This window comes from Stenotrophomonas sp. (assembly GCF_032061965.1).
In the GTDB taxonomy this organism is placed as follows: Bacteria; Pseudomonadota; Gammaproteobacteria; order Xanthomonadales; family Xanthomonadaceae; genus Stenotrophomonas.
In genome coordinates, this window is the sequence record NZ_DAMBEF010000012.1 from 25,365 (window position 1) to 44,593 (window position 19,229).

A 19,229-nucleotide genomic window follows, 5' to 3' on the forward strand; every position below is an offset into this window, starting at 1 on the left:
GCCGCTCCTGCAACCCAGCCCATCAGAGTCGGGCTCTATCGGGGCGCCAATTCGCGGCGATTACTGCGCGGCTATCTGTCGGAGAAGAAGCACCGTGATACGACGCTCTCCAATGTCGCCTACGTCCGCACCTTGCGCTGTATGGAACTCGCTGAAGATGGCCCCTGCGTGCCAGGTTCGTTCCAGGAAGTCGCCTGCCGTGACATCGTCGTTTTATCCGCGGCCGGAGTAGTTGTCGCGGATGCAGTCGCAGCATCCCGGCTTACGTCGCTCCCACCGGGCACAAGACAATGGGCCCCTGGCAATACCGCCAGGGGCCCATTGGGACGTTGCATGTCTGCTACGCGGTTACCCGCGGCTTAGAACGTGATCGACCAGCTGTTGAGGGTGCCCGTGTCACCACTGGCCTTGTCGTTGACGCGCAGTTTCCAGTTGCCGTTGAGGGCCTCGCTGGACAGGTTCACGGTGAAGGTCTGCTTGATGTTGTCTGCGCTGCCACCGGCGTAATTGCTCAGCACATAGACGCTGCCATCCGGCGCAACCAGGTCCACCTTCAGGTCACCTTTCCAGGTGTGGCTGATGTCCACCGCCACCGGCGTGGACGCCGGGGCATTGCCGCTGCGACCGGAAACGCTGACTGCGCTTTCCACGGTTGCATTGTCGACAATGTTCACCGCGCCGCTACTGCTATAGGTCTGGCTGCCGCCACCGCTGCTGCCGGTGCTCCAGCTGGCCTGCAGGCTCACGCCCGAATAGGCGGCGTATGCAGACAACATGACGTGGTACGTGCCGGCCACCGGGGTGGCGAAGCTGCAGCTTTCCGCATTGCCGCTCTTGTACGGACGGCAATCGTAGGTGGAGGTGGTGGGCTGGCTGCCCGCGCGCACGTACAAGTCCGCATCACCCGTGCCGCCGGAGCTGGCGATGACCAGGTTGGTGGCGCCGGCCGGTACCTGCACGGTGTAGAAGGTGCTGGCACCGGTTGCGCCGGTGAGGCCGGTCAGCGGCACACCATTGGTCAACACCGTGCCACCGGTACCCGGATCCGGTGGATTGGTGCCACCAAGCGCCGCTGCCACTGCTGCCTGGGCGTTGACGATACCGGCACCAATCGCCTTGTCCGGCGTTGCCGGGAACGGCGTCACCGTGCTCTTGAGCAGGGCCTCAACCTGCGCCGGGGTCTTGATGGGATTGGACACCGATTGCACCAACGCCACCACGCCAGCTACATGCGGGGTGGCCATGGAGGTGCCGCCATACGACGCGTAGCTTTCGGCAGACGGGCCCTTGGTGCCGCTGTTGAGCGTGGACAGGATGTTGCTGCCCGGCCCGGAGACGTCCACCAGAGTGCCGAAGTTGGACTGCTGGCTGGTGCTCCAGATGGAGCGCTTGCCGGCGCTGTCGTTGGCACCCACGGCAATGACATTGTTGCAGTTGGCCGGTGATGCGGTGGACACGTTGACATTGCTGTTGCCAGCGGCGATCACCAGGGTCGTGCCGCGACCCACTGCCGCATTGATGGCGTTCTGGGTGGTGGTACCGCAACTGCCCGAACCACCCAGGCTGAGATTGATCACTTCAGCCGGGTTGGCGTTGGCCGGTACACCGCTGACCGTGCCACCAGAGGCCCAGATGATGGCGTCGGCGATATCGGAGTCGTAACCGCCACAGGTGCCGAGCACGCGCACCGGCAGGATCTTGGCGTTGAAGGCGGTACCGGCCACGCCCTTGGCATTGTTGGTTACCGCGGCGATGGTGCCGGCCACATGGGTGCCATGCCAGCTGGAGTTCTGCGCGGCATGGGTGCCACCGCACTGGTTGGCCGCCACCCAGTCACCCGGGTCGCTGGCGTCAGCATCGCGGCCGTTGCCATCGTTGGACACCGAAGTGTCGGCGATGAAGTCGTAGCCTGGCAGCACATTGGCATTGAGGTCGCTATGGCTGGTGATGCCGGTATCCAACACCGCCACCACCACGCCGGTGCCGGTGGCGCTGTCCCACGCCTGCGGCGCCTTGATGCCGTAGGTGCCCGAGTATCCCCACTGTTCGCTGTAGCGGGTGTCATTGGGTGTCAGGCTGATGGTGTTGAGACGATCGACTTCCACGTACTCGACGTTGGGGTCGGCGGCGAGCTTGCGCATCAGCGTTTCAGCGTCGGCGCGGTCCAGCCTGGCATCGGCACGGACCACGTCCGCCCCTACCGCCAAGCGGCGCATGTGCTGTACGCCGACACTTTTGCCGGCGCGCGCCGGCAACGCGCGCGCGGCGGAGGAAAGGGTCTGCTTCAGGGCCGTCTCGCCCGCGGCCTGGCGGGTGTCCTGACGGTACTTGATGATGAAACGCTGGTTGGTGGGGGCCGAATCCAGGCCCGCCAGATGAACATCACCCGCCCAGGCGGGCGCGCACAAGAGCAGGGAGGACAACGAAGCAGTGCCAACAACAACCAACCCACGAACGAACGTACGGCGCGATTTGGAAGACATTGATGAGCCCTTCTACATTGAGAGGAAGCCGCTTGCGCGGCGCCAGTCCTACCCGGGGCCCTGCCAGATTGAAGAGGTTGCTGCCCGGGTAGAACTACCCGAACCAGTCCCCTGTTACCGATCCGTTGGCGGACAGTAAACGGCAACTGAACCCATGACAAGCAGGTTGCAGTCGAAACTGTCGCGCAAGTCACGTTTACATAAGTGAGTGATTCGTAAAGGGAATTAGCTTATTCCTTGACGTTTGGGCGTCAAACCGTACGGTTGCGCATGTCCCGGACATGGCTTGTTCGGACAAAGAAAAACCCGTTGCGGCAGGCGCCGCAACGGGTTTGCTCAAACACGTACCTGGGCAGCTCAGGCGTCCAGGCGCACCAACCAACCATGGCGGTCGGGCTGACGGCCGTATTGGATATCGGTCAGTTCCTTGCGCAGCGACATGGTCACTTCGCCGGCCGGCGCATTGAGGTCGCCTACCGAGAAGTCTTCACCCTTGAGCTGACCAATCGGGGTGATCACCGCAGCGGTACCGCAAGCGAACACTTCGGTAATCTCCCCCGAGCTCACGCCCTGCTTCCACTCGTCGATGGTGACCTTGCGCTCTTCCACGGTCATGCCACGATCGCGGGCCAGCTGCAGCAGCGATTCGCGGGTGATGCCTTCCAGGATGCTGCCCGACAGCGCCGGGGTAACCAGCTTGTTTTCCTTGCCATAGACCAGGAACACGTTCATGCCGCCCAGCTCTTCCAGGTACTTGCCCTCGATGGGATCCAGGAACAGCACCTGCGAGCAACCCTGCGCCTGCGCCTGCTGCTGCGGGAGCAACGAGGCAGCGTAGTTGCCACCGCACTTGGCTGCACCGGTGCCGCCCTTGGCCGCACGTGCGAAGTCGGTGGACAACCAGATCGCCACCGGTGCCACGCCCTTGGCGAAGTACGGGCCAGCCGGGCTGGCGATCACGTAGTAGGTGGCCTTGTGTGCGCCGCGCACACCCAGGAATGCCTCATCGCCGATCATGAACGGACGGAAGTACAGGCTGGCCTCGTCAGCGTCGGACACCCAGTCCTTGTCAAGCGCCACCAACTGCTTGAGCGACTCGACAAAGATCTCGGCCGGCAGCTCCGGCAGCACCAGGCGCCGCGCCGAACGCTGCAGGCGCGCGGCATTGGCTTCCGGACGGAAGGTCCACACCGAGCCATCGGCATGCCGATAGGCCTTGATGCCTTCAAAGATTTCCTGACCGTAATGCAGCACCGCAGCCGCCGGGTCCAGCGAAATCGGGCCGTACGGCATTACCGCCGCATCGTGCCAGCCAGCGTCCTTGTCCCAACGTACGGCCACCATGTGGTCGGTGAAATACACACCAAAACCCGGCTTCTGCAGGATCTTGGCGCGCTCCTCGGCGCTGCGCGGGTGGTCCGAACGGGTGACATCGAAGCTCAGGGAAGACTGGGACACCGGATAATTCCTTCCAGATTGCGGGATGGGACAGCCCCGATACCACCGCGGCATCGGGGTGCAACACAAACCAGCACCGGCCTGGCCGGCGTGGCCTTACAGCATGCCAGTTTCCAACCGGGCCGCCTCGGACATCATGTGACGCCCCCACGGCGGGTCGAACACCAGCTCGACATCGGCCTGGGCCACTGTCGGGATCATCTCCAGCTTGCTGCGCACGTCGTCCACCAGGATCTCACCCATGCCGCAACCCGGCGCAGTGAGGGTCATCTTGACGTCGATCTCGCGCTGGCCGTCGTCCAGGTGCTTGATGTCAACTTCGTAGATAAGCCCAAGATCAACGATGTTGAACGGAATTTCGGGGTCAAAACAAGTGCGTAACTGCTCCCAGACCAGCTTTTCGACGTCCTCGTCGCCAGCGTTCTCAGGCAGTTCCAGCCCCGCCGGCGCCTCTTTGCCGATTGCATCGCCATCCTTGCCGGCGATGCGGAACAGGTTGCCCTCGACAAACACGGTATAGCTGCCACCCAGGGCCTGGGTGATATAGCCGTAACTGCCGGCAGGCAGGGTCACGCTGTCGCCCTGCGGCACCATCACGGCCGGGCAATCACGCTCAAAATGAACTGGTTCACTGCTACGCGAGTACATGTGGATCGATATGGGGACGCGGTGGCTACCCGCAATACGGACATTTTATCCGACTGAGCGCACTCGCCGCTGAAACGCTATGCTGCGGAATCTGTTCGGGAATACCCATGTCGCCAGTTTCTTCACCCGCCAAGCGCCCCGCCCCTTGGCTTTGGCTCGTGTTGTTGCTGCTGGGAAGCATCACCATCACCGTTGCGTGGCTGCTCGCCGCCCTTGCCACTGGCACCCAGGCGGGCTGGATGGCCGTGGTCGCGGCATTGGAAGCGGCGTGGATGCTGCGTCTTGGCGCCTTCCGTGCCGGTAGCGGCCGGGTGATCCTCACCCTGCTTGCCACCCTCATCATCGCCGTGGCCGCCAACTGGGCGATCGCAGCCACCTATATCGGCGGCCCGATGGGCTTGGCTCCCTGGGAGTCGGCCCTGCGCATGGGCCCACACCTGGCCTGGACCCTGCTTTCATTGGCCAATGGCGTGGCCGAGGCGGTTTGGCTGGGGATTGCGCTGGTGGTGGGCTGGTACGCGGCGCGCTGAATCCAACTCAGCCCCCCGGAAGCACCCAAATGCAAGTTTTTGCACATCCTCACGGATGTTATCCGCACATTCACGCGGGTTAATAATTCGTAATTTCAAGGCTCCCCTGCACCACATTGCGGAGCCACCCGTGAGTATCCAACCCCTCAGTCACGCAGTTCGCCTTGCCCTGCTACCTGTTTCCACCGCTGCCTTGGCGTTTGGGGCAGCCGGCACCGTTCTCGCGCAGGATGCACCTCCCAAGGAGGACGCCACCAATCTGGACCGAATCCAGGTCACCGGATCGCGCATCAAGCGTGCCGACCTGGAAACATCCAGTCCCGTATTCACCATTGATCGACAGAACATCGAAAGTTCCGGTGCTGCGACGGTGGGCGAATTCCTCCAGCGCACCCCGGCCATTGCGGGTGCCGCGACCAATCCCCAGGTCAACAATGGCGGCGGTGCAGGCGCAGCCACCGTCGACCTGCGCGGGCTGGGCGTAAACCGCTCCCTGGTACTGGTGGACGGCAAGCGCTGGATCGGCACCATCTCCAACGCCAACGGCGCGGTGGACGTCAACTCCATCCCGATGGCCCTCATCGAGCGGGTTGAAGTGCTGAAGGATGGCGCCTCCGCCATCTATGGTTCCGATGCTATCGGCGGCGTGGTCAACTTCATCCTGCGCAAGGATTTCGAAGGTCTGGAAGCCAGCGCCTTTTACGGCACCTCTTCCCGGGGTGATGCGGACACCCAACGTTTCGACGCAACCTTCGGCATCGCCAATGACAAGGGTCGGCTGATGCTGGGGGCGAGCTATGACAAGGAGGATCAGGTCAGCGCCGCGGATCGCAGCTACTCCAGCCAGCCCTATCAACTGTATGCGGGCGAGAAAGGTATCGGCGGGACCAGCCGCATCCTGACCGGGCGTTACGTGGTACCGCGTGCCTCAGCAGGTGGCGTTGACCTGACCGACCCTAATTGCGGCAGCGGCGACAACGTCACGCTCACCCGGATTGATGGCCGCCCCGGGACGTCGCAGTCAGACTTCCGCTGCTTCAACCCCGCTACCGACGTCTATAACTTCCAGGCCGATGGCAACTTGAATCTCACCCCTCAGGAACGTACCTCACTGTTCATGAGCGGCAACTATCAGCTCACCGACAATATTGAAGGATTCTTGCTGGGGTCGTGGTTACGCACCGAATCCTCGTTCTTCATTGCACCGCTGCCGTTTGACGGACGTGCGGCAGTAGACAATGTGCCGATCAGCGCCGACAGCATGTACAACCCATTTGGCGTGGACATTACAGATGCTCGCCTGCGCCTACGGGACTTCATCCCTACACGCACGACACGCTTTGAAACAGAGACCTACCAGATCACTGCCGGGCTGCGTGGCGCATTTGGCGACAGCAGTTGGTCGTGGGACGCATCCTATGGCTATGGCCGGACCCCTCAGACGACGGCCGTGCGGGGTTACCTTTACAGCCCTGGCCTGACAGATGCATTGGGCCCATCCATGATCGACCCGGCCTCCGGCAATCCCATCTGCGTACGCACGCCCGGCGATCCGGCCACCGCCATCGCCGGCTGCCTGCCAGTCAATTTCCTGGGCCCGCCACCGGATCCGAATACGCCTGCCGGCCAGGCTCAGCTGGCTGCTCTGGAGCTGATCAACCCCACCATCCACAGCAGCAGCGAAAACGACCTGAAGGTCTTCAACGCCAACGTGACGGGCGATCTGTTCCAGCTGCCCGCCGGGGCCGTATCGCTCGCAGTCGGTGTGGAGCGCCGCGAAGAGTCTGCAACGTCTAGCAGCGACTTCCTTACCATCATCCCGCCAGGCGAAACGGTCTGTCTGATCACCCAGGAAGCTTGTACGTTTGGTGACATATCAGGAAAGTTCGATGTCAACGAAATCTATGCCGAGGCATTGATTCCGCTGCTCGCAGATATGCCCTTCGCCGAAAAGCTCAACGTCTCCCTGGGAACGCGCTATTCGGACTACTCCAACTTCGGCGGTACCACCAACTCCAAGATCGGTCTCGAATGGAAGCCGTTCTCCGATCTTCTGGTCCGCGCCACCTATGCCGATGTCTTCCGCGCACCGACCATTGGTGACCTGTATGCCCCGACGGTGCCGAGCGCAAGTACCTATACCGACCCATGCAACGGTTACACCGGTGGCAACCCCAATGCCTGCTCGGGGGTACCTACAGATGGGTCATTCCGCCAAAGCAACAATCAGGTGACATCGTTCCAGGTCGCCAATCCCGACCTGCTGCCTGAGGAAGGCGACGTCCTCACCTACGGCTTCGTTTACAGCCCCGGCTGGCTGGAGGGCTTCAGTGTCACGGCCGACTATTGGCGGGTGAAGCTGGATAAGTTCATCACCAACCTGCCGGAAAACGTCTTGTTGAACCAGTGCTACAACTTTGGCCGGTTCTGCGACACGTTCGTCCGCGATGATGCAGGTGATGTCGCCCAGATGACCAACGTCACCGGCAACTTCGGTACCTTGAAGACCGCTGGCATGGACCTTGGCTTCCGCTACCTGTTCCCGGAAGGCGCGTGGGGAAAATTCAGCTGGAACCTGGACACCACCTACCTGGCCCAGTACGACGTTCAACTGCTTTCGGGTGACCCGAGCAGCAACGTCGGCGCGTTCCCCGGCATTCCCCAAAGCAGCGGACTGGCCGGGACATTCGTCGACAACGCCTCATCCGGCTTCGGCAACATGGCCCGCTGGCGCGCCCTCAATGACATCAGCTGGTCACGAGGCAACCTGAGTGCCAGCCTCACCACCCGCTATGTGCACCATGTCTACGAAGCGCCGGATGTGGCCGACGTAAGCGACCCGGGTTACGTCGCCAAACGCAAGGTCCCCTCCTTCACCCAGACCGACCTGCAGATTGGCTATCGCTTCGAGGATCTGAACAACAGCTCCATCCAGATTGGCGTGCGCAATCTTACTGACCGCCAACCGCCATTGATCTATTCTGGTTTCAACGCCTCTACGGATATGCGGACCTACGATGCAATCGGCCGTTTCTACTGGATGCGCTGGACTGCCCGCTTCTGATACCGCTGATGCATCCGCTGCGGCCAACGCCGCAGCGGATGCGACGGGCAGCGACCTGCGCCACTACATCCGCAGCTACGACGAAAGTTTGCCGCCAGAGATGTGCGGAAAACTCATAGATTCATTCAATACGCTATCCCGGTTCCAGCAACGCAATGGCCGTGGCATCCGCGCCGGCCTCGACGAAAGTGCCTGGACCGAGCTGGATGTCAGTCGCTTGGCAGACGGAAACTTCCTGGGCTTCTTCCGCCAACTCATCAGTCAGTCGTTGCAGCGCTACAACGCGGATGTCGGCCTGCCTATCGCCATTCCTGACAGCCCCTTGTTGAGCCCGCTCATCCTCAAGCGCTACCTGGCAGAAAGCCAGGAAAAGTTCCAGACACATTTTGACTCGATCAATGACGTCTGTGATCGCTATCTGGTGTTTCTCTGGTATCTCAACGATGTCGAAACTGGCGGCCGCACCTGGTTTCCCGGCCTGAACACAGGCGTTGCGCCACGCTGCGGCAGGCTGCTGATGTTCCCACCGTACTGGATGTACGCACATCAGGGCGAAGCGTCACCAGAGCAGGACAAGTACATCCTTTCCACCTACCTGCGCTTTCCCCAACGTCAGTCCAGCGTGTAGCCGTAGCGATGGACCCAAGGCGCCAGAACATCGAGCACATCCTGGGTGAAGTACTTTCGATAGTTGCGCCAGCGACCCACCGCATTGCAATTGAGGGGCTGAGCCACCTGTGCATAGCTTGGTGTATTGATTCTGACTTCGCGCCGCCTGGCCTCTTCGTCGAAAGAACGCTGCTGCTGCTCCATGGACAGCGACAGGAAACTCATCACCTCATTCAACTCCCTGTCCGGATCGCTGACCAAGTCTTCATAACGCAGGATGTGGACGTTTGCCGAGACCTGCACGCTCTGCTCCTGCCACCACGCCATGATGGTTGCATAGGTACGCGCAGTAGATTCAAGCGAACCAAACGCCAATGCACCTCCGTTCGAACCAAATGCCTGCATGTAGCAACTGAGTACGCAATCGCAAGGATGTCGCAGCAGCAGCAGCCAATGGGCAGCGGGAAACAACTGCGCAACATAGGGCAGCCGAGTCATCGTCAACGGGTACTTGTCCACCAATCGCCCTTCGACCGCGACGTATCGGCCAACCTCATCCCAATAGTGCTGCTTTGCCGCCACGACCTCAGCCATCCCCATTGAGGCCAGCGACGCATCGAGATCATCGTCGCGCCAGCCAGGTGCTGATCGCAATCTGTCTATCACCGCCTCCAGCGCGGGGCGTTCGTCCAGCGCTGCCAATTGTGGATGCGCATCCAGCATGCGTTCCAGCAAGGTAGTGCCTGAACGCGGGAACCCGACCAGAAAGACAGGGTCCTCAGGCATATCAACACGGTCAGATGCTTTTGCCAGTGGCGCAGTCAACGGCCGCATGAGCCGCTGATCCAACCAGGCAAGCACCCCGCTCGCCTCCGTTCTGGACCGCTGTCCAAAGGCTCTTCCTGCCGCCAGATGGGCCTGTTCCAGAGCAGTCATTACTGAATCCTGGTTAGCCAGAAGATCGTAGTTGCGGGCCAGTTCGAACTGCAGTTGCGCCAACATCGCCGCGGGTTGCAATGTCTGCAGACCACGCTGCACCCATGTGATCGCTTCCGCGGGCCGCCGCTGACGCCGAGCTACCCGTGCCGCCGCCAATGCCACCAGTCCCGCTGCTTTCCCGGCGTTTTCGGTCATCATGCCATCCAGCACCTCGGCCGCATCCTCTACCCGGTTGAGCCTCTCAAGCAACAACGCATACTGAGCGCGGAGTTCAACCTCATGCGGGACCTCACTCAGCAGCTGCGCGTAGAGCCGCACCGCCTCCCGGTCTTTTCCCGCCTGCGCCAAAAGCCACGCGAGTGCCCTGCGCTGGGTAGTGATGCACGGCGGCTCCGGCAGTCCATCCAGGCATGCCGATAGCACATCGAAGTATTCGAGCTCGGCCAGGCTCTGGGCATACGCCAAACGCACATCCACCGCCTCCGGCTCGAGCAAGAAGGCGGCCTCAAGGTGGCGATGCGCTTCGACAAAGCAGGCTTTACCAAGCAGCGCCAACCCATATCCCAGCAGCCATGCGACATCGTGGGTACCCAGGGCGCGGGCGCGCTGGAAGGCGACTGCGGCTGCATCGGCGTCCTCGCACTCAAGACAGACATTGCCCAGGTTCATCCACGCTGCCGATATCTGCGGCTGCAAGTGTGCTGCTCGTTCAAACCAGATCCTCGCTTCCGATGCGGCCCCCTGTTGTGCCAACGCCATGGCCAGTACTTCCATGCCCGCCACAAAGCCTGGCTCCCGAGCCAAACACGCGCGCATCATCGTCTCTGCACGTTGCTGGCGCCCATGGGCCATCTCCGTCAATGCCTGCTGCAACTCTGCTCGCATCACCGCTCCAGATAGTTTCAAATGAATCCACAGAACATCGAGCAGAATCGCAATTTTCGACAATTCAACTGCAAAGTACGGCACTGGCCACTCCTGGGAATGAGCGCAGGATGGTGCCATTCGGGGGCTTGGTAAAACCCATTCTCTCTCTCTGCAAGTCCGACCTTACTCAGCCCAAAATCACTGGGCAAGCGGGTCAGCCCGAATCTACCCGGCAACTGCCGGGTTTCTTTTTTCCTGAGCGAAATATGAAATTTTCATTCTCGTTGCGGGAATTGGATTGGCGTGCGATTTTCCCCCAGACGCGTCCCCATGCAGTGCTTTCCGACACTTCAGAGCACCTCGACCAAGGTCGGGGTTGGAGACGAAATGGGAATTCAGCACCACTCAATCCATGGCTCCCAGGCGTTGGACCTCGCCAGCCTGCCGGCCACAGACGTGCACGTTGCCATGGGATGTGGCCGCGGTGCCCGCCTGCTCGTTCCTCTTGGCTGGATAAGCGTGACGCTGGTATTGAGCGGTGTTTTGGAACTAAACAGTGGCGATGCACCCTGGCAGATTTTCAGCCACCATCTGCAGGTCTGGCTGGACGGCGGGCTACGTCATACCAATCGCGCACCTGCCTGGTGGCTCTGCATTGCAGCTCCCGCCTCGGTTTGGGATCAAATCCCCAGATCGCCTTCGGTCACGAACCTTTTGATCCCACATGAGGTTCGTTGCGATCGCGAGCTCGCCAGCACCATTCTGCACATTGCACGTCGATGCAATTTTCGGAATACCGCCAACAACGCTGCCATCCAGGACGGCATGATGGTCCTACGCGACACGCTGGTCGAGCGCCAGCAAACCATGCGCGACTACCTTGAGCGCTGCAGTGGCCGTACCGCGCAGCGCCGCCATCAAACCATGCTGCGACTGCTACGGGTTCAACATCTAATCCGCTGCAATGTGGACGCCAGACTGGATCTCAACCACCTCGCCGCGGTGGCCAATTACTCGCCACCCCACCTGATCCGGGTGTATCGCGACGTTTTTGACGAGACGCCGTTCGAGTTTGCCTCACGTCTCCGACTGCAGCGGGCCTGGAACATGGCCTGCACTACAAGGCTGTCGATATGCGAGATTGCCGATGCGCTCGGGTTTGAGACGGAGAGTGCATTCTGCCGAGCCTTCAAACAGTCATTCGGATGTACCGCCAGCCAAGCCCGCCGCCAGAATCTCGACAGTAAAGTGGCATCCTGCCCGACGTCCAAGGGTTCAACCACCGCCGATGGTCAACTATTGACCGTCGTCTGCTGAGTTACGCAGGGCGCTCGGCCCGGGCGCCGCGTCCCTGCGGAATCTGTGGGGCACTCGACTGACTCCCCCGATATTGAGTCACGCCTGATTCCAAGCGTCCCTGCGGAATCTGTGGGGCACTCGACTGACTCCCCCGATATTGAGTCACGCCTGATTCCAACGAGCCACACACCAGCGTTGTCACTTCACGATGGTGCGCACCCCGCCGAACCCAGTGTTGCCGCTCACCTGCTGCAGCTGAGCTGATGCTCCCATCCTGCGTCTCTACCTGAAGGAGATCGCAACGGTCAGCGCGCCCGTCTCACGGCCGCGCGTTGCGTGTCAGACCTAGAAATGGGTCCACCGCAAGGAGTCACGGTGAAATTCAGGCAACACTTCCTCCATGCCAGCCAGACACTCGACGTTGGCACATTGGCAGGGGACAGCTTCCACTTCTCAATCTGCGAGGGCCGCCACAGCAGTGCATTGATGCCCGCCGGCTGGCACAGCATCGTGCTGGTGCTATCCGGACAGCTGGTCATGGAGAGCACACAAACCGCCTGGACGCTTGCCAACCGACACTGCCAGGTGTGGGTCGATGGTCGATTGCGAGCGTCCCTACGTACCAGTGGATGCTGGCTGTGCATCACCGCTCCAAGCGCCTTGTGGCAGCGCATTCCTGTGCCCGTCCACCTCACCCCGAACGTCCTGCTGCCCAGTGAGTTCCGTGCTTCGCCACGACTGATCCGGCAGTTCGTACAAACCGTTCGCCCGCTGGCGCCGAGTAACCACAAATCACCGCAGAAGATCGCGCAGCTCGGGCAACTGCGCGTTGCCCTTCTCGCGCAGCAGCATCTGCTGCGGGAGAACCTGCAGCGTTGCGCCGGCCGCACCCCCGCCCGACGCCACCACACCCTGCTACGCCTGCTCCGGGTGCAGCATCTCATCCGCCATGGCACAGGGCAGCGGCTGGACCTTCAGCAGTTGGCGGCCAGCGCGAACTACTCGCCGACCCACCTGATCCGCGTATACCGCGATGTCTTTGGGGAAACGCCCAGCGAGTTCGCCGCTCGGCTGCGCCAGCAACGCGCGTGGGAGATGGTCCGCGACACATCCATGTCGATCGGCGAGATCTCCTCCACCCTCGGCTTCGAAAGCGAAAGCGCCTTCTGCCGCGCGTTCAAACAGGCCTTCGGCATGACTACCGGTGGGGCCCGCAGAGTGGCGCGCCAAGGTCTCGGCGAGCGCTGACCGGGCGCGTCCTTCTGGATCACGAAGTACAGGTGAGGTGTTCGGCTGTCCCTGCGTCTAGATCAACAGACCCCCCGAACCGCTGCGGGCCGGCGCTCCCAGTGCCGTCCTGTTCCTCAGATTGTCAGGAGCCTGCCTGTGCAAGCAAGCATTCAACACCACGTCATCCAAGGTTCGCAGAGCCTGGACCTATCGACACATCTCGGCGACCGCATTCACGCCATCAGCGGTCGCGGTCGGGGCGGCCGCCTGTCCATCCCCGCAGGCTGGGTCAGCGTGACCCTGGTACTGGATGGCACTGTGGACATGATCAACGGGACAACACCCTGGAAGCTGTCCACACGCCACATCCAACTCTGGACCGATGGCAGCCTGCGGCAGTTCAGTCCGCAGCCGTGCTGGTGGCTGTGCGTGGCCGCACCCGCCGCGTTGTGGCAGCGTCCATTGCGCAGCATGGCATCGATCATCAGCAATCTGATCCCGCGCGAACTGAAGTGCGACGTCGAACTGGCGCGCATCATGGTACAGCTGTGCCGTCCGCGTTGGTTCAAGGGCGCTGGCAGCCACCATGCCAGCGACATGCTGGGCGGGCTGCGTGAGGCATTGATCGAACGTCAGCGCCCCCTGTACAGCCAACTGGAGCGCTGCAGTGGGCGTACTGCGCTGCGCCGCCATCAGACGCTGTTGCGCCTGCTACGCGTGCAACACCTGATCCGATGCAACGTGGACAACCGGCTGGGAATGACCAGTCTGGCCGCAGCTGCCAACTACTCACCGACCCACCTGATCCGCGTCTATCGTGAAGTCTTTGGCGAAACCCCAAGCGAATACGCCGCGCGCTTGCGCAATCAACGCGCCTGGGAGCTGGTGTGTGACACCAACGCGCCGATCTGCGAGATTTCCGAACAGCTCGGGTTCGAGAGCGAAAGCGCGTTCTGCCGCGCGTTCAAGCACAACTTTGGCTGCACCACGACCGTTGCTCGCCGCAAGCAGAAGGCAACAGTCTCCGAACTCCGCAGGCCCTTGGTGAAGCAGCCGCGGGTGCAACACGAATACGCAGCGGCTGCCTGCTGACAGCCGCGCGAATCAATGCCCGCCGTCCAGCGCCTTGAGCTCACTGACCAGGGTGCTGGCCGCTTCGGCACCATCGCCGTACAGCATGCGCGTGTTGTCAGCGTAGAAAAGCGCGTTCTCGATACCGGCAAAACCGGTACCCTTGCCACGCTTGATCACGATGGTGTTCTTTGAATTGACCACATCCAGGATAGGCATGCCGTAGATCGGACTGCCGGGGTCGGTCTTGGCAACCGGATTGACCACGTCGTTGGCGCCAATCACCAGCGACACATCGGTGTTGGCGAACTCCGGATTGATGTCATCCATGTCGGCGATCAGGTCATACGGCACGCCGGCCTCGGCCAACAACACGTTCATGTGCCCGGGCATACGCCCAGCCACCGGGTGGATGGCGAACTTCACCTTTACCCCGCGCTCGATCAGACGCTGCGCCAGTTCCCATATCTTGTGTTGGGCCTGCGCCACCGCCAAGCCATAGCCGGGCACGATCACCACGCGCTCGGCAAACGCCATCATCGCGGCCACGTCGGCGGCCTCGATGGGCTTCTGGCTGCCGGATATCTCGGCGCTTTGCCCGCCGCCGCCAAAATTGGAAAACAGCACGCCGCTGATCGGCCGGTTCATCGCCTTGGCCATCAAGCGGGTCAACAGAATGCCGGCCGCGCCCACCATCATGCCGGCGATGATCAGCGCCTCGTTGCCCAGCACATAGCCCTCGAACGCCACCGCCAAGCCGGTGAACGCGTTGTACAGCGAGATCACCACCGGCATGTCGGCGCCACCAATGGGCAACGTCATCAGCACACCCAAAGCCAACGCCACGACAAAGAAGCTGATGATGGCCACTGGCTGCAGGCTGATCGCCGCCCAGATGCCCAACGCCACCATCGCCACGGCCACCAGCAGATTGAAGACCTGTTGCCCCGGGAAGGTAACCCGCTTGTCCAGGCGACCGTCCAGCTTGGCCCAGGCAATGATCGAACCCGACAGCGACACCGCGCCGATGGCCGACCCGATTACCGCCAAGGCCAGTACCGTCGTGGACGGCTGCCGTGCGGCGAGGTCGGCAATCGCCTGCGCGCTCCAATGGCTGGTATCGCGCTGTGCCAGCTCGGAAAAGCGCAGCAGCTCAACCGCACCGATGGCCGCGGCCGAACCACCGCCCATGCCGTTGTACAGCGCAACCATCTGCGGCATATCGGTGATGGCCACCTTCTTGGCCGATACCCAGGCCAGGCCAGTACCAAGCACCAAGGCCACCAGGATCAGCGCGATGTTGTGCAGGCCCGGCAGGAAGAACGTCGCCGCCGTCGCGATCAACATGCCCGCGCCCGCCCACTGGATGCCGCTGCGCGCGGTCTTGGGCGAGGCCATGCGCTGCAAGCCCAGCAGGAATAGCGTGGCTGCAACCAGATAACTCGTATTGACCAGTATCGATATGCTCATGCAGCGGCCTCCAGAGCCGGATCGGTGCCACGGTTGGCGTCCTTGTCGAGCCGATGGTGTTCACGCATTTCAATGGCGGTCTTCAACAGGCCGATCATGCCCAGGCCGAAGGCCACCAAACCCAGCGCCAACTGCGACAGCGCCGTGGTCGTGGCCAGTGCGGCGCCCACCAACCCCAGCACGATGGGCAACAGCGCCTGCGCGCTGATCAGCCACAGCATCAAGCGACCTTTACGTGGGTCCTGCCATACCCGTTTGGACACCTTGTTCTGGGTTTTGGACGGATCCTGCAGCGAGGACATGCCGACACCCACGCCGGCGTACAGCAATGCACTGTTGTAGGCATCAAGCATGCCCTCCATGCCGTTGAACAAGGGCCGCGCCGCATAGGCGAAAGCCACCAGCAATGCCGGGTACTGCAGGTAGCTGAGCCACTGGAACAACTGCCTTGCGCCAAGCGGCGCGGGATCGGCGGGCTTGCTCACTTGTCCTTCCCTTCGGGCTTCTTGGAGCTCTTGAACATGTCCAGCATGCGCTCGGTCACCACGTAGCCGCCGGCGGCGTTGCCTGCGCCAAGCGCCACCGCGATGAAGCCGATGACCTTCTCCAGCGTGGTGTCGGCGTGACCCAATACCACCATCGCACCGATCAGCACGATGCCGTGGATGAAGTTGGAACCGGACATGAGCGGGGTGTGCAGGATCACCGGCACCCGCGAAATGATCACATGGCCGGCAATGGCTGCCAGCATGAAGATGTATAACGCTACGAACCCGTCGCCCATTGCTGTTCTCTCCGAAGGCTGCAAACGCCTGCCCGGCATCATAACCATGCCGGCAAAGCGGATGCGACGGTTGCGTTGTCAACCGATCACGCACTGGTGCGTTATCACCGGTGAGATCCCCTGGAACCGTTACCCTGTGCTGGTGACCAGCCCGCCCCTGTCGACCACAGCTGATCCTGTACCCGCCTCGCTGGATGCCTTCCTGGCGGGTATTGGGCCGCGCGCCTACCGTTTTGCCGAAGCCGGGCTGCGGCAGCGCGAGGACGCCCTGGACGCGGTTCAGGATGCGATGGAGCGCATGCTGGGTTACCGCAACCACCCGCCCGCCGAGTGGACACCGCTGTTCTGGAGCATCCTGCGCCGGCGCATCATCGACCTGCAGCGGCGCGGCAACTTCCGCCTGAAATTCTGGGCACCGCAGCAAGACCAGGACCAGGACAGCGCCATCGACTGGGCCGACGAAACCCCCGGCCCGGCCGAGCGCCACCAGCAGCAGACGCAATACACACGGCTGGTGGAAGCACTGCGCCGTTTGCCCGCCCGGCAACGCGAGGCCTTCAGCCTGCGCGTGCTGCAGGAGCTGGACGTGGCCACCACCGCCAAGGCGATGGGCTGCTCGGAAGGCTCGGTAAAAACCCATTTGTCGCGCGCGCGCGACGCCCTGATGCAGCAACTGGAGGATGTGCGGTGAGCCGCCTACCCAACAACCCCGAAGGTTTCGACAACGCGCTGCGGCAACTGCAGCAGCATGCCGATGCCGCCCTGCCCCCGGCCACGCTGGCGCGCCTGCGCCAAGCCCGTCAGCAGGCCAGCGCGCCTGCCCCGCGTACATCGCCCTGGCGGCGTGGTGGCTGGATGCTGGCCACGGCCTGCTCGGCTGTCCTGGCCGTGGCGCTGGGCCTGCAGTTCAACAACAACAGCGTGCCGCCGGCACCCACCCCAACGGTCGCCGACCTCGCGCAGGACGACGACACCTTGCTGTTCGACGAAAGCCCGGAGCTGTACCTGTGGCTGGGCTCGGACACTCTGGCGATGGAATGATGACCATGCACACCCGATCCTTGTCCCTGCTGCTGCCACTGCTGCTGGCCTGCGCCCCTGCCCTGGCGCAGCAAGCGCCCCCCCTGCCCGATTGGGACCAGCTCACACCGGCCCAACGCGAAACCCTGATCGCGCCGATGCGTGACCGTTGGAATGCATCGCCCGAGCGCCGCCAGCGCATGTATGAGCACGCACGCGGTTGGCAGCAGATGACCCCGGAGCAACGCGAACAAGCCCGCCGTGGCATGCATCGCTTCGAGAACATGTCACCCAGCCAGCGCCGCGACGCACAGGCGCTGTTCGACAAGATGCGCGGCATGGACAAGGACCAGCGCCAGCAGCTGCGGGACCAATGGAACAAGATGAGCCCGGAACAGCGCCGCCAGTGGGTGGATGCCAATCCACCGGCGGCGCGTCCGTCACCTTGATCCAGGGGCAGGCGCATTACCGACCTGCCCACCAGGCCTGTGCTGCGAGTTGCCCCGACGCTGGAGAGCATTCACCCGCGCCGAGGCCCCAGCAGCAGAGCATCGCTCCGCTCTGCGCGGGGTAGCAGCACTAGACCGGCGGGATCTCGCCGCCGGCTGGACGCGGTGGCCACACCGTCTTGGCCAACAGCTCGTCATTCCAGTCGAATGACAGTTTGCCGTCCTTGAGGAACAGCGCGACGAAGTTGTACACGTTGCGCGCGAACATCTCGCTGGCGTGTACCGCGCCCATGCTGGCCAGATTCAGCGGCCCGGCCACGGTGACGCCGCCGACGTCGATGGTCTGTCCGGGCTGGGTGGCCTCGCAATTGCCGCCGGTCTCGGCGGCCAGGTCGACGATCACACTGCCCGGGCGCATGCCCGACACCATCGTCGCCGTCACGATTTTGGGCGCAGGCCGGCCCGGCACCGCGGCAGTGCAGATCACCACATCCACGTTCTTCAGGTGCTCGCCCAGGCGCCGCTGCTGTTCGGCACGCTCTTCTTCGGTCAGCTGCCGGGCATAACCGCCCTCGCCTGCAGCACTGACGCCCAGGTCCAGGAACTTGCCGCCCAGCGACTCGATCTGCTCGCGCGTCTCCGGCCGAACGTCGAAACCCTCCACCGCAGCGCCCAAGCGCTTGGCGGTGGCAACGGCCTGCAGGCCCGCCACACCAGCACCCACCACCAGCACCCGCGAGGGGCGGATGGTGCCGGCGGCTGTGGTCAGCATTGGAAAGAAACGCGGCGCCAACTGTGCAGCGATCAAGGTGGCCTTGTAACCGGCCATGCCTGCCTGTGAGCTCAGCACGTCCATGGCCTGGGCGCGGGTGGTACGCGGCAGGCGCTCCAGCGGAAAGGTCTGCAGCTGGCGCGCCTGGATGGTGGCGGCGCGTTCGGCGTCAGCCTGCGGGTGCAGACTGCCAACCAGCACCGCGCCGGCCTTGAGGCGGGCAAGCGTGGTTGGCGGCGGTGCCTGTACACACAGCACCAGATCCGCCTGTTCCAAGCCGTCACCGAGTTTGGCCCCGGCATCCACATAGGCCTGGTCGGGGAATCCAGCGGCAGTTCCCGCGCCCGGCTGCAGATGTACCTGCGCACCAGCGGACACCAGCTTCTTCACTGTTTCCGGCGTGGCGGCAACACGCCGCTCACCCTCAGCGGCTTCCTTTACTACGCAGACATCAACGGCCATTCCAGTCCTCGATGCACGATGGATCAACGACCGGATCGTAGCAAAGCCATGGACCAAAACGGCGCGGCAGCCCG

The 19,229-nt window shown here is 62.7% G+C and carries 17 protein-coding genes and 1 pseudogene; 9 read left to right on the top strand and 9 right to left on the bottom strand.

What is annotated here, in order from left to right; all coding sequences use genetic code 11:
• Positions 1-359: 359 nt before the first annotated feature.
• The 4 genes and pseudogenes from RT460_RS08340 to sufT all read right to left on the bottom strand — a co-directional run bounded on the left by RT460_RS08340 (position 360) and on the right by sufT (position 4,589).
• Complete coding sequence (locus tag RT460_RS08340) at positions 360-746, bottom strand: proprotein convertase P-domain-containing protein (protein WP_313318442.1); 387 nt, start codon at positions 744-746, stop codon at positions 360-362.
• Positions 726-2,483 (bottom strand): annotated as a pseudogene (locus tag RT460_RS08345) (S8 family peptidase); the annotation flags it as partial. The gene RT460_RS08340 and the pseudogene RT460_RS08345, both read right to left, overlap by 21 nt.
• A gap of 357 nt (positions 2,484-2,840) precedes the next feature.
• Positions 2,841-3,941, bottom strand: a complete 1,101-nt coding sequence (locus RT460_RS08350) for a branched-chain amino acid aminotransferase (RefSeq protein WP_313318349.1) — start codon at positions 3,939-3,941, stop codon at positions 2,841-2,843.
• A gap of 96 nt (positions 3,942-4,037) precedes the next feature.
• A complete protein-coding gene (gene sufT / locus RT460_RS08355) occupies positions 4,038-4,589 on the bottom strand; it encodes a putative Fe-S cluster assembly protein SufT (protein ID WP_313318350.1) in 552 nt (183 codons plus the stop codon).
• A 107-nt stretch (positions 4,590-4,696) separates the two neighbouring features.
• On the opposite strand from sufT, the gene RT460_RS08360 reads away from it, so the two are divergent.
• From RT460_RS08360 to RT460_RS08370, 3 genes are read left to right on the top strand one after another with little or no spacing between them, the layout of a single operon-like run.
• A complete protein-coding gene (locus tag RT460_RS08360) occupies positions 4,697-5,119 on the top strand; it encodes a hypothetical protein (protein WP_313318351.1) in 423 nt (140 codons plus the stop codon).
• Positions 5,085-8,183, top strand: coding sequence for a TonB-dependent receptor (locus RT460_RS08365; RefSeq protein WP_313318353.1), 3,099 nt, complete (start codon positions 5,085-5,087; stop codon positions 8,181-8,183). The genes RT460_RS08360 and RT460_RS08365 overlap by 35 nt, the downstream gene beginning before the upstream one ends.
• Positions 8,137-8,811, top strand: a complete 675-nt coding sequence (locus RT460_RS08370) for a 2OG-Fe(II) oxygenase (RefSeq protein WP_313318354.1) — start codon at positions 8,137-8,139, stop codon at positions 8,809-8,811. Before RT460_RS08365 ends, RT460_RS08370 begins: the two co-directional genes overlap by 47 nt.
• Here the strand turns inward: RT460_RS08370 and RT460_RS08375 are convergent.
• Positions 8,796-10,700 carry a sulfotransferase gene (locus RT460_RS08375; RefSeq protein ID WP_313318356.1) on the bottom strand — a complete coding sequence of 635 codons (1,905 nt, stop codon included), beginning with the start codon at positions 10,698-10,700 and terminating at the stop codon, positions 8,796-8,798. The two genes, RT460_RS08370 and RT460_RS08375, sit on opposite strands and share 16 nt — an antisense overlap.
• Positions 10,701-10,985: 285 nt before the next feature.
• On the opposite strand from RT460_RS08375, the gene RT460_RS08380 reads away from it, so the two are divergent.
• The 3 genes from RT460_RS08380 to RT460_RS08390 all read left to right on the top strand — a co-directional run bounded on the left by RT460_RS08380 (position 10,986) and on the right by RT460_RS08390 (position 14,219).
• The gene (locus RT460_RS08380) at positions 10,986-11,915 is read left to right on the top strand and encodes an AraC family transcriptional regulator (RefSeq protein ID WP_313318357.1); all 930 of its coding nucleotides are present in this window, start codon (positions 10,986-10,988) and stop codon (positions 11,913-11,915) included.
• A 357-nt stretch (positions 11,916-12,272) separates the two neighbouring features.
• On the top strand, positions 12,273-13,145 hold the full coding sequence (locus RT460_RS08385; protein WP_313318358.1) for a helix-turn-helix domain-containing protein: 873 nt from the start codon (positions 12,273-12,275) through the stop codon (positions 13,143-13,145).
• 138 nt (positions 13,146-13,283) lie between these two features.
• Positions 13,284-14,219, top strand: a complete 936-nt coding sequence (locus RT460_RS08390) for an AraC family transcriptional regulator (RefSeq protein ID WP_313318359.1) — start codon at positions 13,284-13,286, stop codon at positions 14,217-14,219.
• 12 nt (positions 14,220-14,231) lie between these two features.
• Here the strand turns inward: RT460_RS08390 and RT460_RS08395 are convergent, their stop codons facing one another.
• From RT460_RS08395 to RT460_RS08405, 3 genes are read right to left on the bottom strand one after another with little or no spacing between them, the layout of a single operon-like run.
• Positions 14,232-15,668 carry an NAD(P)(+) transhydrogenase (Re/Si-specific) subunit beta gene (locus tag RT460_RS08395; RefSeq protein WP_313318360.1) on the bottom strand — a complete coding sequence of 479 codons (1,437 nt, stop codon included), beginning with the start codon at positions 15,666-15,668 and terminating at the stop codon, positions 14,232-14,234.
• A complete protein-coding gene (locus RT460_RS08400; protein ID WP_313318361.1) occupies positions 15,665-16,153 on the bottom strand; it encodes a hypothetical protein in 489 nt (162 codons plus the stop codon). Before RT460_RS08400 ends, RT460_RS08395 begins: the two co-directional genes overlap by 4 nt.
• Positions 16,150-16,452, bottom strand: coding sequence for an NAD(P) transhydrogenase subunit alpha (locus tag RT460_RS08405; protein WP_293707626.1), 303 nt, complete (start codon positions 16,450-16,452; stop codon positions 16,150-16,152). Before RT460_RS08405 ends, RT460_RS08400 begins: the two co-directional genes overlap by 4 nt.
• Positions 16,453-16,588: 136 nt before the next feature.
• Here RT460_RS08405 and RT460_RS08410 point away from each other — a divergent pair, with 136 nt between their 5' ends.
• From RT460_RS08410 to RT460_RS08420, 3 genes are read left to right on the top strand one after another with little or no spacing between them, the layout of a single operon-like run.
• Positions 16,589-17,143, top strand: coding sequence for an RNA polymerase sigma factor (locus RT460_RS08410; RefSeq protein ID WP_313318362.1), 555 nt, complete (start codon positions 16,589-16,591; stop codon positions 17,141-17,143).
• Positions 17,144-17,181: 38 nt separating this feature from the next.
• Entirely contained in the window at positions 17,182-17,493 is a 312-nt protein-coding gene (locus RT460_RS08415; protein WP_313318443.1) for a hypothetical protein, read from the top strand.
• Entirely contained in the window at positions 17,493-17,921 is a 429-nt protein-coding gene (locus tag RT460_RS08420) for a DUF3106 domain-containing protein (protein WP_313318363.1), read from the top strand. The genes RT460_RS08415 and RT460_RS08420 overlap by 1 nt, the downstream gene beginning before the upstream one ends.
• Before the next feature lie 130 nt (positions 17,922-18,051).
• Here RT460_RS08420 and RT460_RS08425 read toward each other — a convergent pair whose 3' ends face one another.
• Positions 18,052-19,155 (bottom strand): NAD(P) transhydrogenase subunit alpha, encoded by a 1,104-nt coding sequence (locus tag RT460_RS08425; protein WP_313318364.1) that lies wholly within the window; start codon positions 19,153-19,155, stop codon positions 18,052-18,054.
• Positions 19,156-19,229: the final 74 nt, after the last annotated feature.

Bases quoted from the DNA above. Each gene is read 5' to 3' on its own strand.
- sufT (WP_313318350.1), bottom strand. From the start codon at position 4,589: ATGTACTCGCGTAGCAGTGAACCAGTTCATTTTGAGCGTGATTGCCCG.
- RT460_RS08360 (WP_313318351.1), top strand. From the start codon at position 4,697: ATGTCGCCAGTTTCTTCACCCGCCAAGCGCCCCGCCCCTTGGCTTTGG.
- RT460_RS08370 (WP_313318354.1), top strand. From the start codon at position 8,137: ATGCAATCGGCCGTTTCTACTGGATGCGCTGGACTGCCCGCTTCTGAT.
- RT460_RS08380 (WP_313318357.1), top strand. From the start codon at position 10,986: ATGGGAATTCAGCACCACTCAATCCATGGCTCCCAGGCGTTGGACCTC.
- RT460_RS08395 (WP_313318360.1), bottom strand. From the start codon at position 15,668: ATGAGCATATCGATACTGGTCAATACGAGTTATCTGGTTGCAGCCACG.
- RT460_RS08405 (WP_293707626.1), bottom strand. From the start codon at position 16,452: ATGGGCGACGGGTTCGTAGCGTTATACATCTTCATGCTGGCAGCCATT.
- RT460_RS08420 (WP_313318363.1), top strand. From the start codon at position 17,493: ATGACCATGCACACCCGATCCTTGTCCCTGCTGCTGCCACTGCTGCTG.
- RT460_RS08425 (WP_313318364.1), bottom strand. From the start codon at position 19,155: ATGGCCGTTGATGTCTGCGTAGTAAAGGAAGCCGCTGAGGGTGAGCGG.